Annotated in this window: 20 protein-coding genes; 1 reads left to right on the top strand and 19 read right to left on the bottom strand. The window is 30.5% G+C overall.

From position 1 onward, the window contains the following. Positions 1-39: 39 nt before the first annotated feature. The 12 genes from ACZ5SO_RS13735 to ACZ5SO_RS13680 all read right to left on the bottom strand — a co-directional run bounded on the left by ACZ5SO_RS13735 (position 40) and on the right by ACZ5SO_RS13680 (position 12,886). Positions 40-1,011 (bottom strand): tripartite tricarboxylate transporter substrate binding protein, encoded by a 972-nt coding sequence (locus ACZ5SO_RS13735; RefSeq protein ID WP_464625380.1) that lies wholly within the window; start codon positions 1,009-1,011, stop codon positions 40-42. A 266-nt stretch (positions 1,012-1,277) separates the two neighbouring features. Beyond that, positions 1,278-2,282, bottom strand: a complete 1,005-nt coding sequence (gene galE, locus ACZ5SO_RS13730) for a UDP-glucose 4-epimerase GalE (protein WP_464625379.1) — start codon at positions 2,280-2,282, stop codon at positions 1,278-1,280. A gap of 263 nt (positions 2,283-2,545) precedes the next feature. Continuing rightward, positions 2,546-3,313, bottom strand: a complete 768-nt coding sequence (locus tag ACZ5SO_RS13725; RefSeq protein ID WP_464625378.1) for an SDR family oxidoreductase — start codon at positions 3,311-3,313, stop codon at positions 2,546-2,548. 116 nt (positions 3,314-3,429) lie between these two features. Further along, positions 3,430-5,154: a dihydroxy-acid dehydratase gene (gene ilvD, locus ACZ5SO_RS13720; protein WP_464625377.1), complete on the bottom strand. Its 1,725-nt coding sequence runs from the start codon at positions 5,152-5,154 to the stop codon at positions 3,430-3,432. A gap of 85 nt (positions 5,155-5,239) precedes the next feature. Further along, the gene (locus tag ACZ5SO_RS13715; RefSeq protein ID WP_464625375.1) at positions 5,240-6,313 is read right to left on the bottom strand and encodes a GntR family transcriptional regulator; all 1,074 of its coding nucleotides are present in this window, start codon (positions 6,311-6,313) and stop codon (positions 5,240-5,242) included. Positions 6,314-6,339: 26 nt separating this feature from the next. Further along, positions 6,340-6,768 carry an HIT family protein gene (locus ACZ5SO_RS13710; RefSeq protein ID WP_464625374.1) on the bottom strand — a complete coding sequence of 143 codons (429 nt, stop codon included), beginning with the start codon at positions 6,766-6,768 and terminating at the stop codon, positions 6,340-6,342. 15 nt (positions 6,769-6,783) lie between these two features. After that, a complete protein-coding gene (locus tag ACZ5SO_RS13705) occupies positions 6,784-7,764 on the bottom strand; it encodes an aldo/keto reductase (RefSeq protein ID WP_464625373.1) in 981 nt (326 codons plus the stop codon). Between the two features lie 62 nt (positions 7,765-7,826). Continuing rightward, positions 7,827-8,636: a sugar phosphate isomerase/epimerase family protein gene (locus ACZ5SO_RS13700; protein ID WP_464625371.1), complete on the bottom strand. Its 810-nt coding sequence runs from the start codon at positions 8,634-8,636 to the stop codon at positions 7,827-7,829. Between the two features lie 14 nt (positions 8,637-8,650). Beyond that, positions 8,651-9,712 (bottom strand): zinc-dependent alcohol dehydrogenase, encoded by a 1,062-nt coding sequence (locus ACZ5SO_RS13695; protein WP_464625369.1) that lies wholly within the window; start codon positions 9,710-9,712, stop codon positions 8,651-8,653. 37 nt (positions 9,713-9,749) lie between these two features. Then, positions 9,750-10,634 (bottom strand): carbohydrate ABC transporter permease, encoded by an 885-nt coding sequence (locus ACZ5SO_RS13690; RefSeq protein ID WP_464625368.1) that lies wholly within the window; start codon positions 10,632-10,634, stop codon positions 9,750-9,752. A gap of 6 nt (positions 10,635-10,640) precedes the next feature. Continuing rightward, positions 10,641-11,534 carry a carbohydrate ABC transporter permease gene (locus ACZ5SO_RS13685; RefSeq protein ID WP_464625367.1) on the bottom strand — a complete coding sequence of 298 codons (894 nt, stop codon included), beginning with the start codon at positions 11,532-11,534 and terminating at the stop codon, positions 10,641-10,643. A 68-nt stretch (positions 11,535-11,602) separates the two neighbouring features. Then, positions 11,603-12,886 (bottom strand): ABC transporter substrate-binding protein, encoded by a 1,284-nt coding sequence (locus ACZ5SO_RS13680; RefSeq protein WP_464625366.1) that lies wholly within the window; start codon positions 12,884-12,886, stop codon positions 11,603-11,605. A gap of 608 nt (positions 12,887-13,494) precedes the next feature. Between ACZ5SO_RS13680 and ACZ5SO_RS13675 the strand changes: the two genes are divergently transcribed. Continuing rightward, the gene (locus tag ACZ5SO_RS13675; RefSeq protein ID WP_464625365.1) at positions 13,495-14,088 is read left to right on the top strand and encodes a transcription termination/antitermination NusG family protein; all 594 of its coding nucleotides are present in this window, start codon (positions 13,495-13,497) and stop codon (positions 14,086-14,088) included. A 152-nt stretch (positions 14,089-14,240) separates the two neighbouring features. Here ACZ5SO_RS13675 and dhaL read toward each other — a convergent pair whose 3' ends face one another. The 7 genes from dhaL to ACZ5SO_RS13640 all read right to left on the bottom strand — a co-directional run bounded on the left by dhaL (position 14,241) and on the right by ACZ5SO_RS13640 (position 20,820). After that, positions 14,241-14,882 carry a dihydroxyacetone kinase subunit DhaL gene (gene dhaL / locus ACZ5SO_RS13670; protein WP_464625364.1) on the bottom strand — a complete coding sequence of 214 codons (642 nt, stop codon included), beginning with the start codon at positions 14,880-14,882 and terminating at the stop codon, positions 14,241-14,243. Between the two features lies 1 nt (position 14,883). After that, positions 14,884-15,897: a dihydroxyacetone kinase subunit DhaK gene (locus ACZ5SO_RS13665; RefSeq protein WP_464625362.1), complete on the bottom strand. Its 1,014-nt coding sequence runs from the start codon at positions 15,895-15,897 to the stop codon at positions 14,884-14,886. A 10-nt stretch (positions 15,898-15,907) separates the two neighbouring features. Next, positions 15,908-16,354, bottom strand: a complete 447-nt coding sequence (gene rpiB, locus ACZ5SO_RS13660; RefSeq protein WP_464625360.1) for a ribose 5-phosphate isomerase B — start codon at positions 16,352-16,354, stop codon at positions 15,908-15,910. A gap of 15 nt (positions 16,355-16,369) precedes the next feature. After that, positions 16,370-17,146: a GolD/DthD family dehydrogenase gene (locus ACZ5SO_RS13655; protein WP_464625359.1), complete on the bottom strand. Its 777-nt coding sequence runs from the start codon at positions 17,144-17,146 to the stop codon at positions 16,370-16,372. Positions 17,147-17,233: 87 nt separating this feature from the next. Then, the gene (locus ACZ5SO_RS13650; RefSeq protein ID WP_464625357.1) at positions 17,234-18,268 is read right to left on the bottom strand and encodes a substrate-binding domain-containing protein; all 1,035 of its coding nucleotides are present in this window, start codon (positions 18,266-18,268) and stop codon (positions 17,234-17,236) included. A gap of 40 nt (positions 18,269-18,308) precedes the next feature. Further along, the gene (locus ACZ5SO_RS13645) at positions 18,309-19,304 is read right to left on the bottom strand and encodes an ABC transporter permease (RefSeq protein ID WP_464625355.1); all 996 of its coding nucleotides are present in this window, start codon (positions 19,302-19,304) and stop codon (positions 18,309-18,311) included. Further along, positions 19,288-20,820 carry a sugar ABC transporter ATP-binding protein gene (locus tag ACZ5SO_RS13640; protein ID WP_464625353.1) on the bottom strand — a complete coding sequence of 511 codons (1,533 nt, stop codon included), beginning with the start codon at positions 20,818-20,820 and terminating at the stop codon, positions 19,288-19,290. Before ACZ5SO_RS13640 ends, ACZ5SO_RS13645 begins: the two co-directional genes overlap by 17 nt. Positions 20,821-21,012 lie beyond the last annotated feature (192 nt).

Below are 21,012 nucleotides of genomic sequence, written 5' to 3'. Positions count from 1 at the left end.
GATGGTCCATTTGGACCATCTCATTTTAAATATTTTTATCTATTGATTCTCTTTTACAATTTCAATTACATGGTTGATATGATTATCCATATCTTCACTAGTCCAATCACTTGGTTCTATCATTAATTGATTAAATAATTCTTTAACATCATCTTTTTGCATAATTGTTAAATATGCATTTCTAATCTTTTCAATTATTTGTGGAGATGTTCCTTTCCTTGCTAGTAAGAAACAAGTATTTGGATAATATGCATCAATTCCATATGCTCCAACAGGTTTTACATCTTTAAATAAATCATTTGATACTGGATCTTTACTAAATACTGTTACAGGTGTTATTAAGCCACCTTCTACTGCGCCTCTTGCTTGTGATTGATGAGAAATTGCAAAAGCTGTTTCTCCTTTAGAAACTGCATCCAATGCTAAATTAGCACCATTATAACTTACCAATGTTACATCTATTCCTAATTCTTTAAATAAGGCTTTTGCTAAAAAAGCTTCAGAACCTGCAATTCCATTTACCGCAACTTTACAATCATGTGTTTTGCCATATTCTTTTAATTCATCAAGATTTGTAATATTTAAATCAGCATCTGCGGTCATTACAAAAATTGCAGAATACATATTCATAATTGGCTCAAAATCATCATACTTGAACATGATTGCTTCTTTCCCATCTACGTTTGGAGCGATAGAAAAGCCACCTTCACCACCAAAAATTAAATTATATGAATTGGGTTCATTTTTTAAGTAATTAGTTAAAGCTACATTACCACCAGCTCCTAATTCATTTGTGGCTAATACTGGTTGTCCTAATAATTCTTCTCCATAAACGGCAGCTTTCCTATTAACAAGGTCAGCAACTCCTCCTACAGCCCAAGGACAAATAACAGTTATTGGCTCTTGAGGCCAATCCATTACTGGATCAGAAGATTCTTCACTTTTCCCATTCGAAAACATCATTGATAGGCTAAAACAACACATTAATAATACTACTAATAGTCTTTTCATTTATTTTTCTCCTTTTTTTTATGTGAAAATCTTATGATAGAAAAATCGAGCTAGCAAGACAAAAAAAAACACTTTTTTTAAAAAATTGTCTAGTTTTTATTATTTTGAAAAAAGTTGTCTATTTTTTTTTGGCTAATCTTAAAATAAAATATTTTAAAACAACATTGTTATATAATTTAGTAGAAAATAAAAAAAAACTGTTGATTTGTAACAAAAATACTTTAATCAACAGCTTTTATCAGTTTTAATATTAATTATTAAATTTATTAATTATATCCTTTAGGATTTTTACTTTGCCAATTCCAAGCATCACGACACATAGTTGTAAGGTCATATTTTGCTTCCCAATTGAGCAGTTTTTTTGCTTTTGATGCATCTGCATAACATATTGCAATATCACCAGCCCTTCTTGGAGCAATTTCATATGGAATCTTAATTGAATTAGCTTTTTCAAAAGCTTTGACTATATCTAATACGCTGTAACCTATACCTGTACCTAAATTTATTATTTCAGTTCCTTTGTGTTCGTATTCACATGCTGCAACATGACCTCTTGCTAAATCAACTACATGTATATAATCTCTAACACCTGTTCCATCGGGGGTTGGATAATCATTTCCAAATACAGATAATTTCTTTAGTTTGCCAACAGCAACCTGGCAAATATATGGCATCAAGTTATTTGGAATTCCAACTGGGTCTTCTCCAATTTCTCCAGATTCATGTGCTCCAACTGGATTAAAATATCTCAATAAAACAACAGACATATCTTTATTAGCTGCAGCAAAATCAGTTAGTATTTGCTCAATCATATACTTTGTCCAACCATAAGGATTTGTGCAACCAGTTGGCATATCCTCAGTTAGAGGTACTTTTTCAGCTAAACCGTAAACTGTTGCTGAAGAACTAAATACTATCTTATTTACATTGAATTCTTTCATTAATTCACAAATGGTAAGAGTGGAATCTATATTATTTCTATAATAAGCTAATGGTTTTGCAACTGATTCACCAACAGCTTTGTAACCAGCAAAGTGAATAATGGCATCAATTTCATTTTCTTCAAAGATTTTTCGCATTGCTTCCTTATCGCATACATCTGCTTCATAATAAGGAATTTGTCTGTTAACAATTTTTTCAACTCTTCTAATAGCTTCTTTTTGACTATTGTAAAAGTTATCAACAATAATTGGTTCATGATTTGCTTTTACTAATTCAATACATGTATGAGATGCAATGTATCCAGCTCCACCTGTTAATAATATTTTCATTATTCTACCCTCTTTTTCAAAAATCTATTTGATTTTTTGTATCCTATTTATATTTAAGAGTAAAAAAGAACTTTTGTTAAGGGATGATACTCCATATTTTTTATACAATTTAAGTTTTATCTCACCTTTCAATGATTATAGCTTATTTATTATATTTTTAATTTTTAAGTAAGAAGATAATTAATATTTTTTCGACAAATAAAAAGAAGTGCTTTCTTTTAATTAAAAATTAGCACTTCTTATCATTTCAAATTTTGGTATTTTTATTTCACAAGATATCCACCATCAACTGGTATTATTGCTCCGGAAATATAATCACTAGCTTTAGAGGCTAAAAATATGGTTACCCCCTTCATATCTGAGGCTTTTCCCCATCTATTCATAGGTATTCTACTACTTATTTGCTCAAATCTAGTTTCATTGTTTAATAAGGCTGTGTTCATTTCTGTTTCCATATAACCTGGAGCTATAGCATTTACACAAATTCCTCTAGACGCCCAATCATTTGTTAGGGCCTTAGTAATTTGAGCAACTCCACCTTTCGCAGCTGCATAAGCTGGAACAGTTTGTCCACCAAAAAAAGATAGCATACTAGCTACATTAATAATCTTTCCAGACCCTTTCTTAAGCATTACTTTTCCAGCTTCTTGGTTTAATATCCAAACTGAATTTAGGTTAATTGATAAAACATCATCCCAATCTTCAATTGGAAAGTTTTCAGCACTATGTCGCCTCTGTATTCCAGCAGCTGTACATAAGATATCTAAATCACCACCTAGAAGTTCTAATGCTTCATTAAAAGCTCTATAATTTTCTTCTCTTTCAATAAGGTTAGCTTTTACTGCATAACAATCTAAATTTCTATCTTTAAACTTTTCTTGAGCTTCAAAAACTTTATCTGAAGACCCAATAATTACAACACTACACCCCGCTTCAAGTAAAGCTTCAGCCATTGAATGACCTAAGCCTCTTGAACCGCCTGTAACTATCGCTTTCTTTTTTGAAATATTAAATATATCTGTATTATTCATTTTTACCTCAAATCTAAACGATTCAAAATTAGAGTTTTAAAAAAACTAATTCTATAAATATCTGTCTCTAATAAATTAAAATATAATTATTATTAAGGCTTTACTTAAGTTAGCCTTTATACCATATATCCACCTTTCATTGGAGAGTTTGCGTGTTCAGAATAAAATTTAATTACGCCACTTTTATATTTTGACTCAAATGGTTTTAAATTTTTTCTTCTTTCCTCTAAAATTTCTTCAATTTCTTCTTCACTCTTTTTCTCTCCAGCTACACCAACTATTTCAAGCTTTCTAGTTTCAATGTTTATATAGATAAGATCATTTTCTTCTAGTAAGGCAATTGGACCACCTTCAGCTGCTTCGGGAGAAACATGACCAATAGCAGGGCCTTTTGATGCTCCAGAAAATCTTCCATCAGTAATTAATGCTATTGAACTGCTTAATTGAGGATCTGAACTTATTGCTTCTGTTGTATAAAACATTTCTGGCATTCCAGAACCTTTTGGACCTTCATATCTTATAATTACAGCATCTCCTGGCTCAATTTGTTTATTAAGAATTGCAGCGATTGCTTCTTCTTCACAATCATAAGGCCTAGCCCTTAAAGTTGCTTCAAACATTTCTTTTGGAACAGCTGAGTGTTTAACTACTGAGCCTAAAGGTGCTAGATTACCTTTTAAAATAGAAACTGTACCATTTTTACCGATTGGATTATTATATGATCTTATAACATCTTCTCTTTTTATTGATAAAGCTTTTAAATTCTCTTCTACTTCTTCATAGAAATGATTTTTTTTCAAATCTTCTAAATTATCGCCTAAACTCTTTCCTGTAACTGTCATACAATCTAAATCTAATCTATCTTTTATTTCTTCCATTATTCTAGGAACCCCACCTGCATAATAGAAATATTGAGCTGGCCATTTTCTAGCTGGTCTAATATTTAAAAGATAATGTGCATCAGAATGGATGCTATTAAATAAGTCAGAATCAATTTCTATTCCATATTCATGAGCTATAGCTGGTAAATGTAATAGAGAATTTGTTGAGCCTGAAATCGCAGCATGTACTAAAATTGCATTCTTAAATGATTTAGATGTAATTATGTCGTGAGATTTAACTTTTGATAGAGCATTTTTTACAGATTGTCTTCCTGCTTGATATGCTACTTCTCTTAGCTTTGGGCTAGTTGCAGGCATCAAAGCAGAGCCTGGTAGCATTAAGCCTAAAGCTTCAGCCATTATCTGCATTGTAGAAGCTGTTCCCATAAATGAACAAGCACCACAAGAAGGACATGCATTATGTTTATACCATAGATATTTTTCTTCTGTAATTTCCCCACGTTTGAATTGAGCATCATATGTTCCAATTTGTTCTAAAGTCAATAGATTAGGTCCTGCATCCATAACTCCACCGGTAACCACGATTGAAGGAAGATTTAATCTTCCTGTACCCATTAGACAAGCGGGAACTGATTTATCACAACTTGCAATAAATACTCCAGCATCAAAGCCTGTAGATTTACCATGGATTTCCATCATGTTACAAATCATATCTCTACTAGGTAGAGAATAATTTATTCCATCAGTACCTTGAGATATTCCATCACAAATGTCTGTAACAAAATATCTAGCACCCTTTCCGCCTTCATCTGCTATTCCTTTGACAACACAATTTACTAATTCATCAAGATGAACACTTCCGGGATGACTATCACCGAATGAGCTTTCTACTAAAATTTGTGGTTTTGATAAATCCCCGATTTTCCAACCAGTTCCAATTTTTAAAGAATCACTTTCAGGGCTTATTGCTCTGATTCGCTGACTTTCTAATTTTTTCATTTGTTTTAAATTCTCCAATTTAAATATTTGTTAAAATATTTATAAATGTTAATTACATCTATTAAGTCTAATTATTGTTTTCTTTTCAGCCAATAGAAGTCACACTATCACGTTCAATATAATTAACAGGGGCGAGAACTTTTGTTGGAAAAATCTTTTGAAACTTTAGTTGCATTAATAAGTTGAAAAAAGCTACTCTAGCTAAAAAGGGAGCATTAATTTCAACCGTTGATAACTTTGGAGAAGTATATTTCGATAAGTCAGAATTATCGAAACCAACAACACTTATATCATCAGGTACAATTAAACCTTTTTTTTGTATAGCTTGCATTGCACCATTAGCAAGACGATCATTAAATGCTATTAAAGCAGTAGGCGGATGTTCTTTTGTCTCTAAATATTTTGAAACTGCCGCAAAGCCCCCTTCAAATTCCCAAGAATTATCTGAAATAACATCAACATTATCTAAATTAATATTGTTGTCCTTAAAGGCTTCTTTAACTCCTCTTAATCTATCCTTAGCTGTTTGATATTCTTCAATACCATTTAAGACACAAAATCTCTCATGTCCTAATTTAACTAAATGATTTGCAACCATATAACTACCAGAATAGTTATCAGAAATTACTGAACAAGTAAGATTTGACATATTGTTTAACAATACATTTGGAATATTTAAATTATTTGCTTCTATTATATGTTTTTCTAATATATTTGAAACAAATAATATTCCGACAAACCTTACTTTTTGTTGATTCATTATCTCTAATATTGAATCATTTTCTTCTAAAGTAGAATAAAAGATTGAATAGGAGTAATCTCTACATGTTTGTTCAGAAATAGAAAACAATTGAGAATAAAAAGGAATTGTAATTCTATCAGTATTTTTATTACTTTTAGGCAAAAAGAAGGCTATTGTTCCTAAAGTGGTTTTAATGTCTTTTTCACTTGTTTTTTTCCCATAAGAAACAAAAGACCCTTTCCCTGGACTTTTTTCAACATAGCCTTCTTTCACTAACAGTTCAAAAGCTTTCCTAACTGTAGTTCGATCTACCCCATACTTTTCAACAAATTCACGTTCACTTGGCAACCTATCCCCATATAAGTGCTTTCCATTCTCTATGCTTGCTTTAACTTCGGTAAAAATTTTCTGATACATGAACATAATGTTGCCAACTTCCTTTTCTAATTTGTTAATTTATTTATTTCTTCCTTTATTTCAGCTATCATTTTATTATAGTCTGCCTCTAATAAAAATTGCTTTTCTAAAGAATCGTCAAAAGCCGAACCCCAATTTAGCTTATCTTTGTATTTTGGTACAAGATGAACATGGATATGGGGAACTAAATCACCAAAAGTGGCGTAGTTCAATTTATCTGGCTTATACAGATTATATATAGCTTGAGAGGCCATGGCTAGTTCTTTGAAAAAGCCATTTCTCTCTTCCTCTGTTAATTGAAAATATTCTGTCTTGTGATCATTATATTTAACCACAACTCGACCAAGATGACTTTGATCCTTATTTAAATATATCGTAGAAAAGTCAAGTTTAATTATTTCAATCATTAAACTCTTTCTTTTCTCATCATCCGCACAATAAAAACAATAATCCATTAAATTTCCTTTCTATTATCGTGTTCTAAAATCCCACATATCAATATTTGGGCCAAGTGCAGATTTTAAATCATCAGTGATTTTTGTAATTTCATTTAAAATATCTGACTCTAAATCAATATCGATTAATTTTTTTAGACCTAAACTTTGTTCTCTATTTCTAGTTCCAACAATTACACCACCAACACCTTGTTGTTTTTTCAACCAACCAACAGAAAGTTCTTCCATTGAATAATCAGTGCTGTTAACAAGTGCCCAAAGTTTTTCTAAAGAATCAGCTAATTCTGCTTCACATCCATTTTCCCCATGCCTACATTGTAAACGGGTTCTGCTATCAAACATCCTAGTTCTAGCTCTATTATCTGGAAAATCTTTAATATCTTTATATTTACCAGCTAATAAACCTTGCATTAATGAGGAATAACATAGAACTGGAATATTGTTTTCAATACAAGTTGGAAGTGTTCCAAACTCTATAGCTCTAAAAAATAGATTATATGCAACTTCATCAACTACAATTTGATCTGTCTTTTTTACTGCATCTTTTAAATCTAATTCACCATAGTTAGAAACACCAAAATATTTTATTTTTCCTTGTTTCTTCAATAATTCTAAAGCTTCTAAAGATTCTTCAAATGGAACATCTCTATTTGGCCAGTGCAATAAATATATATCAATATAATCAGTTCCTAGATTTTTTAGAGATCTCTCACAAGCTGTGATTATCTTATCTTTTCCAACATTAGGAGTTGCAGCCTTTGATAAAATTACAAGATCTTTTCTAACTGAGCCTAAAGCCTTATTTAATAATTGTTCTGAATAACCATTGCCATATGCTTCTGCAGTATCAAAAAAATTGATTCCAACTTCATGAGCTGTTTGTAAAGCTTCAATTGAATCTTTTTCTTCTTGTGAACCAAAAGCTCCAGCTCCACCCATACATCCATAAACAATTTTGCTTGTATATAAATCGGTTTTACCTAATTTTTCTAACATATTTTTTCCTTATCTTATTTTATTTTCATACTGCTACTAAGCAGTATGAAAATAATCAATACTTATGCCATTAAAGACTTTAAGTAATCTAAATCATATAAAACTCTACGTTTTGCTTCATCTCCCATAATTGGGTTTTCACCGTTGAGATAATTATATTCAGCAGGAAGACAAATTGGACCTTCATAATTATATTTTTTAAGAAGAGAAACTGCTTCTTTCCAAGAATATAAACTATTTCTTGAAGTTGACCATAATACAGTATATTCGCCTTCAACTTCATCTGGTCCATTAAGTTTTGCTTGGTAAGCACTCTTAAAGTTGATTAATACTAATGAATCTTTAACAATGTCATAAGCCATGCTAATTGGTTCTCCATCTAGGCCACAGTGTGCAAAATCTAATACTGATCCTGCAATATCAGTTGAAAGGCCTTCCATGATATGATGTAAACCTAATGCACTACCTATGTTAAAACCATGGTGGTTTTGAATTGCTACTTTAACGTTGTTTTTAATTAATTCATCTTTATGTTTTAGGATTGTTTCTTGGTGTTCTTTAACACTTGCAAAATAACCTTTTTCCATATCAATCTTTAAACAAACTCTTAATAATGGAATGTTAAATTCGCCCATTGCTTCAATTGTATCTTTTTCAATTGAACCAGCAATACTTGCAATTTCTAAGCCTTCTTTCTTAAATGCTGCAACAGCATCTTTCAAGTTTTCTTTAACATTTTTAGGAGTTACTTGATAACCATCTCTTACTGGCAATTCAACTCCATCAAAGCCCATTTCTTTAACTAAAGCTACTAACTCTTCTAAAGATTCATTTTTCCAAGGTTTTGTAAATACTATTATTTTATTGTTCATTTTAATTTTACCCTCTAGTTATAAAATATTACGCCAAGCATTTTATTTGATTCATCTAATAATGAAGCAATCTCTTTTTCAGCATCAATTAAAGCGATTTTATGTGTTGTTAATAAATTAACATCAACTTTTTTATTTTTTACTAATTCTAAACATAGTTTAAGATTTCTTTGAGTTGTCCATCTAACGAAAACTGATGGATAATCTTTCTTTGAAATTTCCCATTCAGCATCATGATAACCACAACCTGTTCTTGAGGATCTTCTTAAATCAATGTTGTTCATTTTACCAATTTCACCGAAGTAATCAAATTCAGGCCAACCAACTGTTACTATAACACCTTCATGATGTAAATCTGGGCTAAGTTTAGTATTATTAACTAAAAGGTCCATTGCAGATTGAGCTTGGCCACCAAAGGCAACAACTGCTCCATCTAGGCCTTCATTATTTGTAAATGCTTGTAATTTTTCATTAATTTTTTCATCACTAGCTAAGAATGCATCTTCAATTCCTAGTTTATTTGCGATTTCTAATCTTTCTACATGTTGATCAATACCGCAAACTCTACAACCTGATAATTGTAATAATCTAGCAGTTAATAAACCAACAATTCCTAAACCAGATACTGCATAATATTCGCCAATACTAGGATCAGCTCTTCTAACAGCATGTAAAGCTGTTGCTAAAAGCATTGAATATGAACCTTCTTCATCGGTAACTTCATCTTCTAATTCAATACAAAGATTTTGAGGAACAACTGCATAATTAGAATGTATAGCAAAACCTGCACCGATAGCTGCAATTCTTTGGCCTTTTTTAAATCTATCAACATCACTGCCAACTTCTTCAACAATTCCAGATAAAGAATAACCAAACTTTTTAGGTTTAGGTAATGGTGTAGGGTTTGTTCTTTGCTTTGCTAGGGTGTCCCAACCTTTTAACTCTGTTCCAGGACTAACTAGAGAACAAGAAACTTTTATTTTAACCATTCCTTTTGTAACTTCAGGAATAGCATCTTTTTGAACTTTTATTGTACCATCTCCACTTAAGACTAATACATTTCTCTCTTCTTTCATAATTTTATCTCCTATATATTAAGTCGTTCTTTTTTTACTAACCTTTACTTGCATTTAAATTTATTCCATTAACGAGTCGTTTTTGACCTAAGAAGAATACTATAATTGCTGGTAAAAGACTGATGATTGAAATACACATGATTTTATTCCAATCTGTCATGCTCTGTGTTTTAAAATACTGGATACCTATTGCAAGAGTATATTTAAGTTCATCATTTAAATAAATTATTGCATCTAGGAAGTTATTCCAGTTTTCCATAAATGAAAATACTAAAATAGAGCCAATTGCAGGAGTTAATAGAGGTAATATCATTTTGTAATAAATTCTAAAAGGCCCACATCCATCTATCTCAGCAGCTTCATCAATATCTCTTGGAATAATCATTATAAACTGTCTAACTGTAAAAATATAAAAGGCACCTTTTACACTTGCAGAAAAAACAGAAGGTAAGATAAGAGGATACAAAGTGTTTATTAAACCTAATTTTTGGAAATTTAAATAAACAGGTATCATTATTGCTTGTTTTGGAACCATCATTCCAATTAACACAATAGAAAAAATAGCATCTCTTCCTTTCCATCTTAATCTTCCAAATCCATACCCTGCTAATGTTGCACTTGCAACAGCTCCAATTACACTGAAGAAAGTTACAACAACACTATTTTTTATAAAGTAAAGAATTGGTGATTGATCAAATACATCTTTATAATTCTGCAATGTCCAAGGTCTTGGAAAAAATAAATCCGGTTGATTATATGTTTGATTTGGTGTTTTAAAAGCAGTAATTATCATCCAAAAAAATGGAATCAAGAAAAATACTCCTATTAAAGTCAAAACAACATAATTTATAATTACAGCTAATTGTGATGATTTAACAGTTTTTAATTGCCCAAGGCTATATTTACTTTTTTTTAATTTCATATTTCTCTACTCACTTACATTGGTTACCCATTTGTTAGACAATTTCATTTGTATTAATGTAATTATGAAAATAATTACGAGGAAAATACTTGAAATAGCTGATGCATATCCCATTTTTAAATTTGAGAAAGCATTCTTATATATATATAGAACTAAGAACATACTTTCATTTAATGGACCGCCCTCTGTTATTGCATATGAATTAATAAATACTCTAAATGAATCGATTATGGCTGTTATGAGATTTAATAATAAAATAGGGCTTATCATTGGTAATGTTATTTTTCTAAACCTAGTCCATGAATTTGCGCCTTCAATATATGCAACTTCATATAAATCAGCTGGTGTATTCTGTAAAGCGGCTAAGAAAATAATCATTCTTGCTCCACCGATTTCTACAATCTTTACAAGAACCATTGTAGGTTTTACCCAAACAGTACTCTTAAACCATAATGGAGGATTAGAAACTCCTATATTTCTTAATATTTCATTTACAATACCTACTCCTGGATCAAATATCCACATCCAAAGCATTGCCATGGCGATACCAGAAGTAATACTTGGTATATATAATACAGTTCTAAAAATATTTTTTCCTGGAAGGTTGTTATTTAACATTGAAGCTATTAATAACGATCCAAAAACACCAAGAGGAACATTTAATGCTGTATAATATAAAGTATTGTATAATGATTTCATGAATACTTCATCTTCAAAAAACAGTCTATAATAATTGGTTAAACCAATAAATTTAGGACTTCTGAAAACATCATACCTTGTAAAGCCTAACCAAAAGGTTGAAAGCATTGGTCCGCCAATAAAAAAGATAAATCCAATTATCCAAGGTGATATAAAAACTAGTACTACAAGATAATTTTTTATTGTTTTATTATTTATCATAACGAATATTTTCCATATTATTGGGTTAATTTGCATTAACCCAATATTAATTTACAAATTTATGAATTTTATTTCATATCCTCAATTTCTTGTAACCATCTACTTTCAGCTTTATCCAAAGTTTCTTGAAGACCTTGACCTTCATAAATTGCTTTTTCAATTTCTTCACATAAGTAACCTCTAGCAGCTCTATAAGCAGCGGTTTTAGCTAAAACACCACCATATTCTTGGAACCTATATAAATCTTTATAAACTGGTAGTTCATTCATATATTCAGAATCTAAGTGTTCAGCATAGAATGGTACACATTTATTTGCTTTAAGATATACAAGTAGGTTGTCAGGTTGATAGAAATAATTGATAAAATCTAAAGCTTCAGCCTTAACAGAAGTTGTACTTGATATGTAAGCCATATCACCATCAAACATAGCAACAGGTTTACCACTTGGGTTATTACTCTTCATTGGCATAACAACTTTTGTTTTAGCAATGATATCTTCTTCACCTGTTTGTAATGCACTTTGAATTGAATCATAAGAATTTGTTGTAGAAATACCTGCTTTTCCTAATACAAATACTCTGTTTACTGTTTCATCAATTGGAGCTAAACCAACTGGTTTTTCAACATTATATAACTCAATTAAGAATTTAAGAGCATTCATACCATGTTCATCATTAAATGCAGGATTTCCTTCTTCATCTAATAATTGACCACCATCTTGTTGAACTAAAATATCAAAAGTCCTTGCCATTGAAGCTTGGTTATAGAAATTAGATGCACCAGCTCTAACTACTGAACCATTTTCGGCTTTGAAAATCTTTTTAGCAGCAGCTAGCATATCATCCCAAGTTACAGGTGGATTTTCTGGATCCAAGCCAACTTCTTCAAAAATAGCTGTGTTAATAATGGTTGGATAAACTTTTAGTCTAAATGGAACACCATAAACTTTATCACCAACTTTTGCTAAATCCACTACGCTAGGAGTAAATTTATCCCAGAAATCAAAACTATCTAAATCATCTGTTAAATCTTCAATAATTCCAGCATTTTCATAAACTCCTACCATGTTAAATCCATCGATAAAGATATCTGGTAAAGCTGAGCCTGCAGCTGAAGTTAATAGTTTTTCTCTATAACCTGCATATGGAATATTTTGCCAGTTAATAATTACTTCAGGATTGTTTTCTTGATATACATCAATAATTTTATCTTGAACTTCAGCTAAAGCATCTGGACTTAAATTGAAAGACCATATAGTAACTTCTTTTTGTTCTGATTCTTTTTCTCCATTAGCAAACGCTAAAACCGGTAATGACATTAAAATTAATAGAATTGATAATAATTTTTTCATTATTCCTCCTTAATTAAAAAACAACAGGTATGTTTTCTTCGTTATTATATATCAAAAAAAACATCTGTCAAGCTTTAATTTTACAAAAAAACACCAAAATTCTTATACATGTACTATAATTTTATACAACATGTTGTATTAAATATGCAAATATCTATATTTTTTTATATATTTGTTATCATTAAACCATTTTTAAATTTTCTATATATTTTTTTCTTAAATTTATAAGGTTAAATGGTTCAAATATGGCTTTTTAAAGCTTTAATATACAGTTTTTTACTTGACTGACCAAAAAAATATTTATATTTAGGTTTCTAATAAAAACAATTGTTATTATATTATAATTGTATTTTATTAAATATCTAAAATTTATAAAAAAAACATCAACATGTAAGTAATACTCTAAAGAAAACCAAACAATAATAAAAACAAAATAACTAAGATAACAAAAAATAATATACGTTTGTGTAAGTTAATTTATTTAAGGAAGATTCTTTTCTAGAGAAATAATAAAGATATGTTACTTTTTAATTTTTGTTTTCATTACTTATTTTAAAATATTTTAACTTTTCCTTGAATAAAGCAATTTTATAAAGTATTTTCAAGGTATGAACTATTACTGTATTTCTTGTAAAGTATCAAAAGAAATTAAAATTAAAGAAGAAGTTAATATTCTTTTAAAACGGATCTTCAATGAAGATGCATTTTTTAATGTACTTTTTCCAACCAAACAATATCGTGTAAAAAAGGGCAAAACTTACATACCAGTTTGCAAGCCGCTAACTCCTGGTTATTTATTTATCAAAACAAATATTATTTTAGATATGTACTCTAGAGAATTCAAAAAAATAAATGATTGTTATGGACTTGTTGTAAGCAAAACGACAGAAGAAAAAAGTAATATTTCTTACAAGTTAACCCATGAAGATTTAAATTATGCAACTTGGATTTTCTCTAATAATGGAAGTATAGTTCCCTCTAAAATTACATTAGATATTGGAACTTGTGTGAGTGTAATATCTGGTCCTTTAGCAACTTTTAATGGCAAAATTATAAAAGTTGATAAAAGAAATAATAAAGTTTGCCTATTTTCAGAAAATTCAGGAACTTTACAAAAAGTTTGGGTTCCGGTTGAAATTGTAAAAAAAGAAGATTTGGAATCTACTGAACATATTCTAAAAGAATTTTCTAAAGTTTATTAAAACCATCCCAATAAAATTAATATGGGATGGTTATGTATTTGTTTTAATTTTCTTTTATATATGCTGTCCCCAATTTCGCTGGAACATTAAAAGATTTTCTACTTATGGTTAAGATAATTGTTAAAATATAAAATATCTATAATATATAAGGATTATTTAAGTAATCTTTGAATAGATAAAGCCATGGATTTAAGCAATAAAAAACACGATGTTGCACCTGCGTCTAATACACCTTTTGATCTATCCCCTAGTCTTGCAGCCCGTCCAATCTTAGCCACTAAATCAATGGTACTATCCTTTCCTTTTTCAGCCGCTTCTATCATTTTATCAAGACAAAAAGCAAAAGTTTTATCTTCTTTTACACTTCTATTAAAACTCTCTAAAGCTGGATATAAAGTATCTATCAATGTTTTATCGCCAACTTTGGCACTTCCAATAGAAGTAATTTTATCAAAAGCTGCTTGCAACATTGAAGCAAAAATTATCTTATCAATATTTTCTGAAGTTTTTGAAACTTTTCCCATACTTCTAAAAAAACTTCCATAAAGGGGCCCCATAGAACCCCCAATTTCTGTTAGTAAAACGGTACCTAAAGTAGTTAAACTTTTACTAAAATTGAAATCTTGACCATTTAGCCTTTCTTCACAAATAGTAAAACCTTTATTCATGTTTATACCATGATCTCCATCTCCTATAGCCCCATCAACTTCACTTAAATATTCTTTATTATCCTGGATAGTTTTTATCATATCTATCACTATTATTTTTCCATCAGCATTTTTAAATGATTCCATCTTAGTCCTCTCTTAAACTATTTTGAGTTAATCCCATTGAACAACAATCTAGATCAATTAATTCTTTTAGCTCTTCATCAACTCTCATTACTGTTAAGGTTACACCCATCATCTCTAGGGACGTAAAATAGTTTCCAACATATTGAAAATATATCTTTATACCTTTTTCTCTTAATAAATTTTCAACTTCGTTATAAAAAATATATAATTCCATAACTGGTGTAGCTCCAAGTCCAGAAACAAGAACTACAACTTCATCATTTTTTTTGAAAGGTAAATCAGGAAGTACAATATCAACGGCCATTTTTGCCATTTCTTTTGCACTTATTAATTCTTGAACTCTAATTCCAGGTTCCCCATGGTGACCTATACCAACTTCCATTGTCCCTTCTTTTATTTCAAAATTTGGATGACCAACTGCTGGGATAGTACAGGATGTTAAACCAATACCAACGCTTCTGCTATTATCTATAGCCTTTTGTGATACTCTAATAACTTCATCTAAACTAGCTCCTAACGAAGCTTTAGCCCCACCAACTTTCCACATTAAAATTTCACCGGCAACACCTCGCCTTTTTTCTCTTTCTGTTTTAGGAGCACTAGCTACATCATCATTAGCAATAACTGTTTTAACAACAATATCATCATCTTCAGCAAGATCTATTGCCATCTTAACATTCATGTTATCACCAGCATAATTTCCATATAAACAAGCAACACCTTCACCTGAATCAGCTTCTTTAAAAGCATCATAAAATGATTTTGCTGTTGGAGAAGAAAAAATTTCGCCAACTGCTACAGCATCAACTAAATTATTACCTAAATATCCAATAAAAGCCGGTTTATGACCGGAACCTCCTCCAGTTACAATCCCAACCTTGCCTTTAATTGGAGCTTTTTTATATTTTAGTACTTTTGGGTTTTTAGTATTACAAATTATATTATCATGAGCTTTCACAAAGCCTTTTAACATATCTTCTACTACTAAATCTGGATTATTTATAATTCTTTGCATATCAATTTCCTTATCTATATGAATTTTCAATTTCCATCATTCTGTTTATTTTTTCAACTGAAGATTTTTTTATTCCATCTGAACTTAAAAAGGATTTAACGATAACTTTTGCTAATTCAGGGCCTATAACTCTAGCACCCATAGTAATAATTTGAGCATCATTACTCTTTTTTGCTCTTTCCGCGGAATAAACATCATGGCACTGTGCAGCCCTAATTCCAGGAACTTTATTAGCAGTCATTGCCATCCCAATTCCTGTCCCACAAATTAATATCCCTCTTTCAGCTTTATTATCTAAAATTGAATTAGCTACTTTTAAAGCTGAATTAGGATATAGTGAAGGAGAACTATCATAAACTCCACAATCAAGCACTTCATAATTATTTTCTCTTAAATAATCACAGATTATTTTTTTTAAATAAAATCCTGCTTCATCTGATCCAATTGCTATTTTCATAATCACTCAACCCTTTTACTTAATTGAATAAGCGCCATCAATCATTATATTTGCACCATTGATCATCATGCTAGCATCAGAAGCTAAAAAAACGGCTAATGCTGCAACTTCGTTAGGTTCACAAAATCTTTCATTTGGAATCTGTTTTTTCATATCTTCTCCAACTTTTCCAGCCCAAGCTTTTTTGCCTAAATCAGTCATAACAATTGTTGGAGAAATTGAATTAACATTAATACCATACTTTGCCCATTCATAAGCTAAAATTTTTGTCATAGCAATAACTGCTCCTTTAGAAGCACTATAAGCTATATGTTTATCTAAAGCGATTACCCCTGCTTGAGAGGCCATATTTACAATTTTACCAAAGCCTTGTTTTATCATTACATTACCAACTACTTGAGAGACTAAAAAAACTGCTGTTTGATTTATCAATATAGTTTTATTCCAACTTTCTTCAGATAAAGTTTCAGCATTATCCAAAAAGACAACACCGGCATTATTTACCAAAATATCAATCTTATCGACAACATTTAAGACAGTATTAACAGAGAGTTCAATTGCTGTTTTATCAGATACATCTGTCTTTATAAATTTCGCAATTCTATGAGATTCATCATGTATTTTTTTAGCTTGTTCTTCGCCATTTTTTGCAATATCTAATAAAAAAACATTTGCACCTTTTTCAGCATACAGAGAAGCAATCGCATAACCAATTCCATTAGCACCACCTGTTATAATTGCATTTTTGTTTTCTAAAGAATAATTTATATCAAATTTTTTATACTCAATCATTTTAAATTTCCTCTTTTCCCCTGAAGTTTTATTTACTTTAGATACATTTCTGTTGGCATCTAAATACCAACAGAAATTTAATTAATATTATCTAGCTGTTAATTTAGCTCTTTCAGCTAATAATCCATCTACATTCTCCAATGTAATAGGTACCCAAGGTACATTGTATCTAGTCTGTACAGTATCACCCCAATCCATTGAATTCCAACATTCAGCTTTAGGAATATAAGATTCACCTTTAACAGCCCTTAATGCTAAATCTAAAGCGCCTTGAGCTTGACCTGTTGCATTTTGAAGAATACACTTAACCATTTCATCATTTTTAACAGCGGTCAAAGCATCTGTGACACCATCAATTCCTGCAACAGGAAAATCTTTAACATTTAATCCTGCATCTTTAATTGCTTGAATTGCTCCTAATGCCATTTCATCATTCTGTCCAATTACACCATCAATCTCACCTGGATGGGCATTTAACCAGTTTTCCATAAGGGTCATAGCTTCAGCACGTGACCAGTTTGCCGTTTTCATTTCAATTACATTAACATTTGGATATTCTGCTATAGCTTTTTCATTTCCCTCTCTTCTTTCAATTTGAGCTGATTGACCAATAGGTCCCTCAATAATTACAACATTTCCAGATCCACCCATAGCTTCGATTACAGCTTTAGCTTCCATATACCCAGATTCAACATCATTAGAACCAATATATGAATATAAGTCATCAGAATTAACTCGTGTATTTGAACCTACTACAGGAATTCCAGCTTCTGCAGCTACTGCTACTGCTGCAGCACCAGCATCAATATCAATAGGAACAAATATTATTGCATCAAAACCTTGAGTTGCCATTGTTTCAAATTGATTTTGCTGTACACTTGCATCATATTTCCCATCAAAAACTGTTAAATCAACATTTCCATTAACTACTTCTGGATGTCGCTCAAGTGCAGTAGCCCAAAGCTTCATATACTCACCTTTAAGTCCATATGCTGCAGCTCCAACTTTAATTTGTTTAGTACTATCATCATCACCTTTTTCAGTACTACCACTTGCGAAAATTGTCTGTGCTGCTAATAGTATTATTAAACTAATAGTGCATAGATTTCTTAATTTTTTCATTGCATTTCCTCCTTATTTAAAATACGCAATTGAAATTTTTCTATTTATCTCTTGCTTTCCTGAATGAATCAATCATTACAGCTGCAATGATAATAAGACCTTTAAATACTTGTTGATAATATGAAGAAACACCTAATAAATCTAATCCATTATTCATAACACCCATAATTAAAATACCTATTAAAGTTCCAAATAGTGAGCCTTGGCCACCCGACAAACTAGTGCCACCAATTACAACTGCAGCTATAGCATCCATTTCATAAGATGTCCCAGCTTGAGGCAATCCTGCAGTAGTTCTAGCAGTTAAAATAACTCCACCTAATGATGACAACACACCACTAATTACATATGCTGAAAATAGAATTAATTTAGTATTAATACCTGAAATTCTTGCACTCTTTTCACTACCACCGATAGCATAAATATATCTCCCATATCGAGTTTTATTTAATGCAATCCAAGCTACTACAAAAACAGAACCAAAAACTACAACAGGCATTGGGAGTCCTAGAATATATCCTTTTCCAATAAATAAAAAACTTGTATCCAATTGAGGAATAGGCATACCATCTGTATAAATATAAGTTAACCCTCTAGCCACACTCATAGTTCCCAAAGTTATAATAAAAGGAGCTAAGTCCCATTTAGAAATCAAGAAACCAGTTGCTGCACCAAAAGCCAAACCACTTAGTAGAGCTAAAAGTATACAAACCCCAGCAGGTAATGGTGTTGTTCTTAGTGCAGTACTAGCAAAACTAGCCCCTACAACACCACCAAAAGCTAAAGTAGATCCAACGGACAAATCAATTCCTCCGGTTAAGATAACAAACGTCATACCAATGGAAAGTAAGCCACTCACTGAGACTTGCCTTAATACATTAATAATATTTTTTGATGTTAAAAAATATGGACTAGCTATTGTTAAGGCTACACAAAAAAGTAGTAACACGATAACAATCCCATATTCAGATATAAAACTTCTAGTTGTTTTTTTTGTCATAAATTTAAATATGGATGGTTTATTTATTTGAGCCATTCTCTTCTTTCTCCTCTTTTGTTTGCTCTGTAACTGATGCAAAGTACATTAAGTTGTTTTGGTTAGCTTCATTCTTACTAAATTTTGCTTTTATTGTCCCTTTATTAAAAACATAAATATTGTCACTCATCATTAATATTTCTGGAATCTCAGAGGAAATGAAAATAATAGACTTTCCTTTTTTAGTAAATTCAGACATAAACTCATATATTTCATGTTTTGCTTTTACATCAATTCCTCTTGTGGGTTCATCGAGTATTAAAATTTCTGGATTTTTTGCAAACCATTTGCCTAATACTACTTTTTGTTGATTCCCTCCACTTAGATTCATGACTATTTGATTTATAGAAGGAGTTTTAATTGTAAATCTTTTAACCATTTGTTCAGCTAATTTTTTTTCTGCTTTTGAATTTATAAATATTCCATCTGATAATTCATTAAGATTAGCTAATGAAATATTTTCTTTCACACTTCTCAAGATTTCTAAACCACTATTTTTTCGATCTTCAGTAACATAAGCAATTTTGTAGTTCATAGCTGCCTTAGGTTTATTAATCAAAACTTTTTTTCCATCTATAATAAAATCACCTTTTATATTCTTAGAAACCCCAAATAAAGCATCACAAAATTCACTTCTACCAGAACCAAGTAATCCAAATAACCCTAAAATTTCTCCTTTATGCAAATCTAATGAAATATTAGATAAAACATTTTTTTGGTTAATATTTACAGCTTTAATTTTAATTTCTTGAGATGGTACACTTTCTTTAATATATTTTTCATTAATTTTTTCACCAACCATCATTTTAATTACTTCATCACGTGGCGTTTCCTTAGTTATAACAGTTCCTATATATTTACCATCTCGCAAAACTGTAATCTCATCCGTAATTGTAAATATTTCTTCCATTCGATGTGATACATATATTATTGACTTTCCACTTTTTTTGAGTTGCCTGATTACATTAAATAATAAAGAAACTTCTTTTTCTCCAATTGCACTTGTAGGTTCATCCATTATTAAAATTGAAGAATTAAAAGATAATGCTTTGGCAATTTCAACTAATTGCATCTCTGCAATACTTAATGTTTTCATTTTAGTTGTTACATCTATATCAACACCTAGCATAGAAACATACTTCTTAGCTTTTTGATTGATTTTAGAATAATCTAAAAATATTTTATTCTTAACAGCTTCTCTACCCAAACAAATGTTCTCAGCAACTGTCATTTCCATAACCGGAGATAATTCTTGTTCAATAAAACTAATTCCGTGAAAGATTGCTTGTTTTGGATGAGTAAAATGACAACTTTCTCCATTTATATATAGTTTTCCTTCTTCAAAATATTTAATTCCCATAATACATTTAACTAAAGTTGATTTTCCTGCTCCGTTTTCTCCCATAATTGCATGTACAGTCCCTTTTTTTAGAGAAAAATTTACTTTATCTAATGCTTTTATTCCTGGAAATGAAATAGAAATATCTTTAGCTTCTAATAGGACATTGCCGCTCATTAAGTTTCCTCCCTTCTTTATTTATTTCAATGCAACTATCATGCCAATATATATAAAATTGAAAATAACTACTTTTGCATAAAGAAATTATATAATTAAAATAAAGCTTGTGATTTTGAAAATGTGAGAGTATACTGTCCTAAATTAGTACAATTAATGTTCAGTATTGTATTATCATATTTTCATTTGTAG

The sequence above is a fragment of the Pleomorphochaeta naphthae genome, assembly GCF_055396005.1.
Note: the sequence above shows the minus strand (reverse complement) of the source record. Positions and strands in the feature narration are given on the sequence as shown.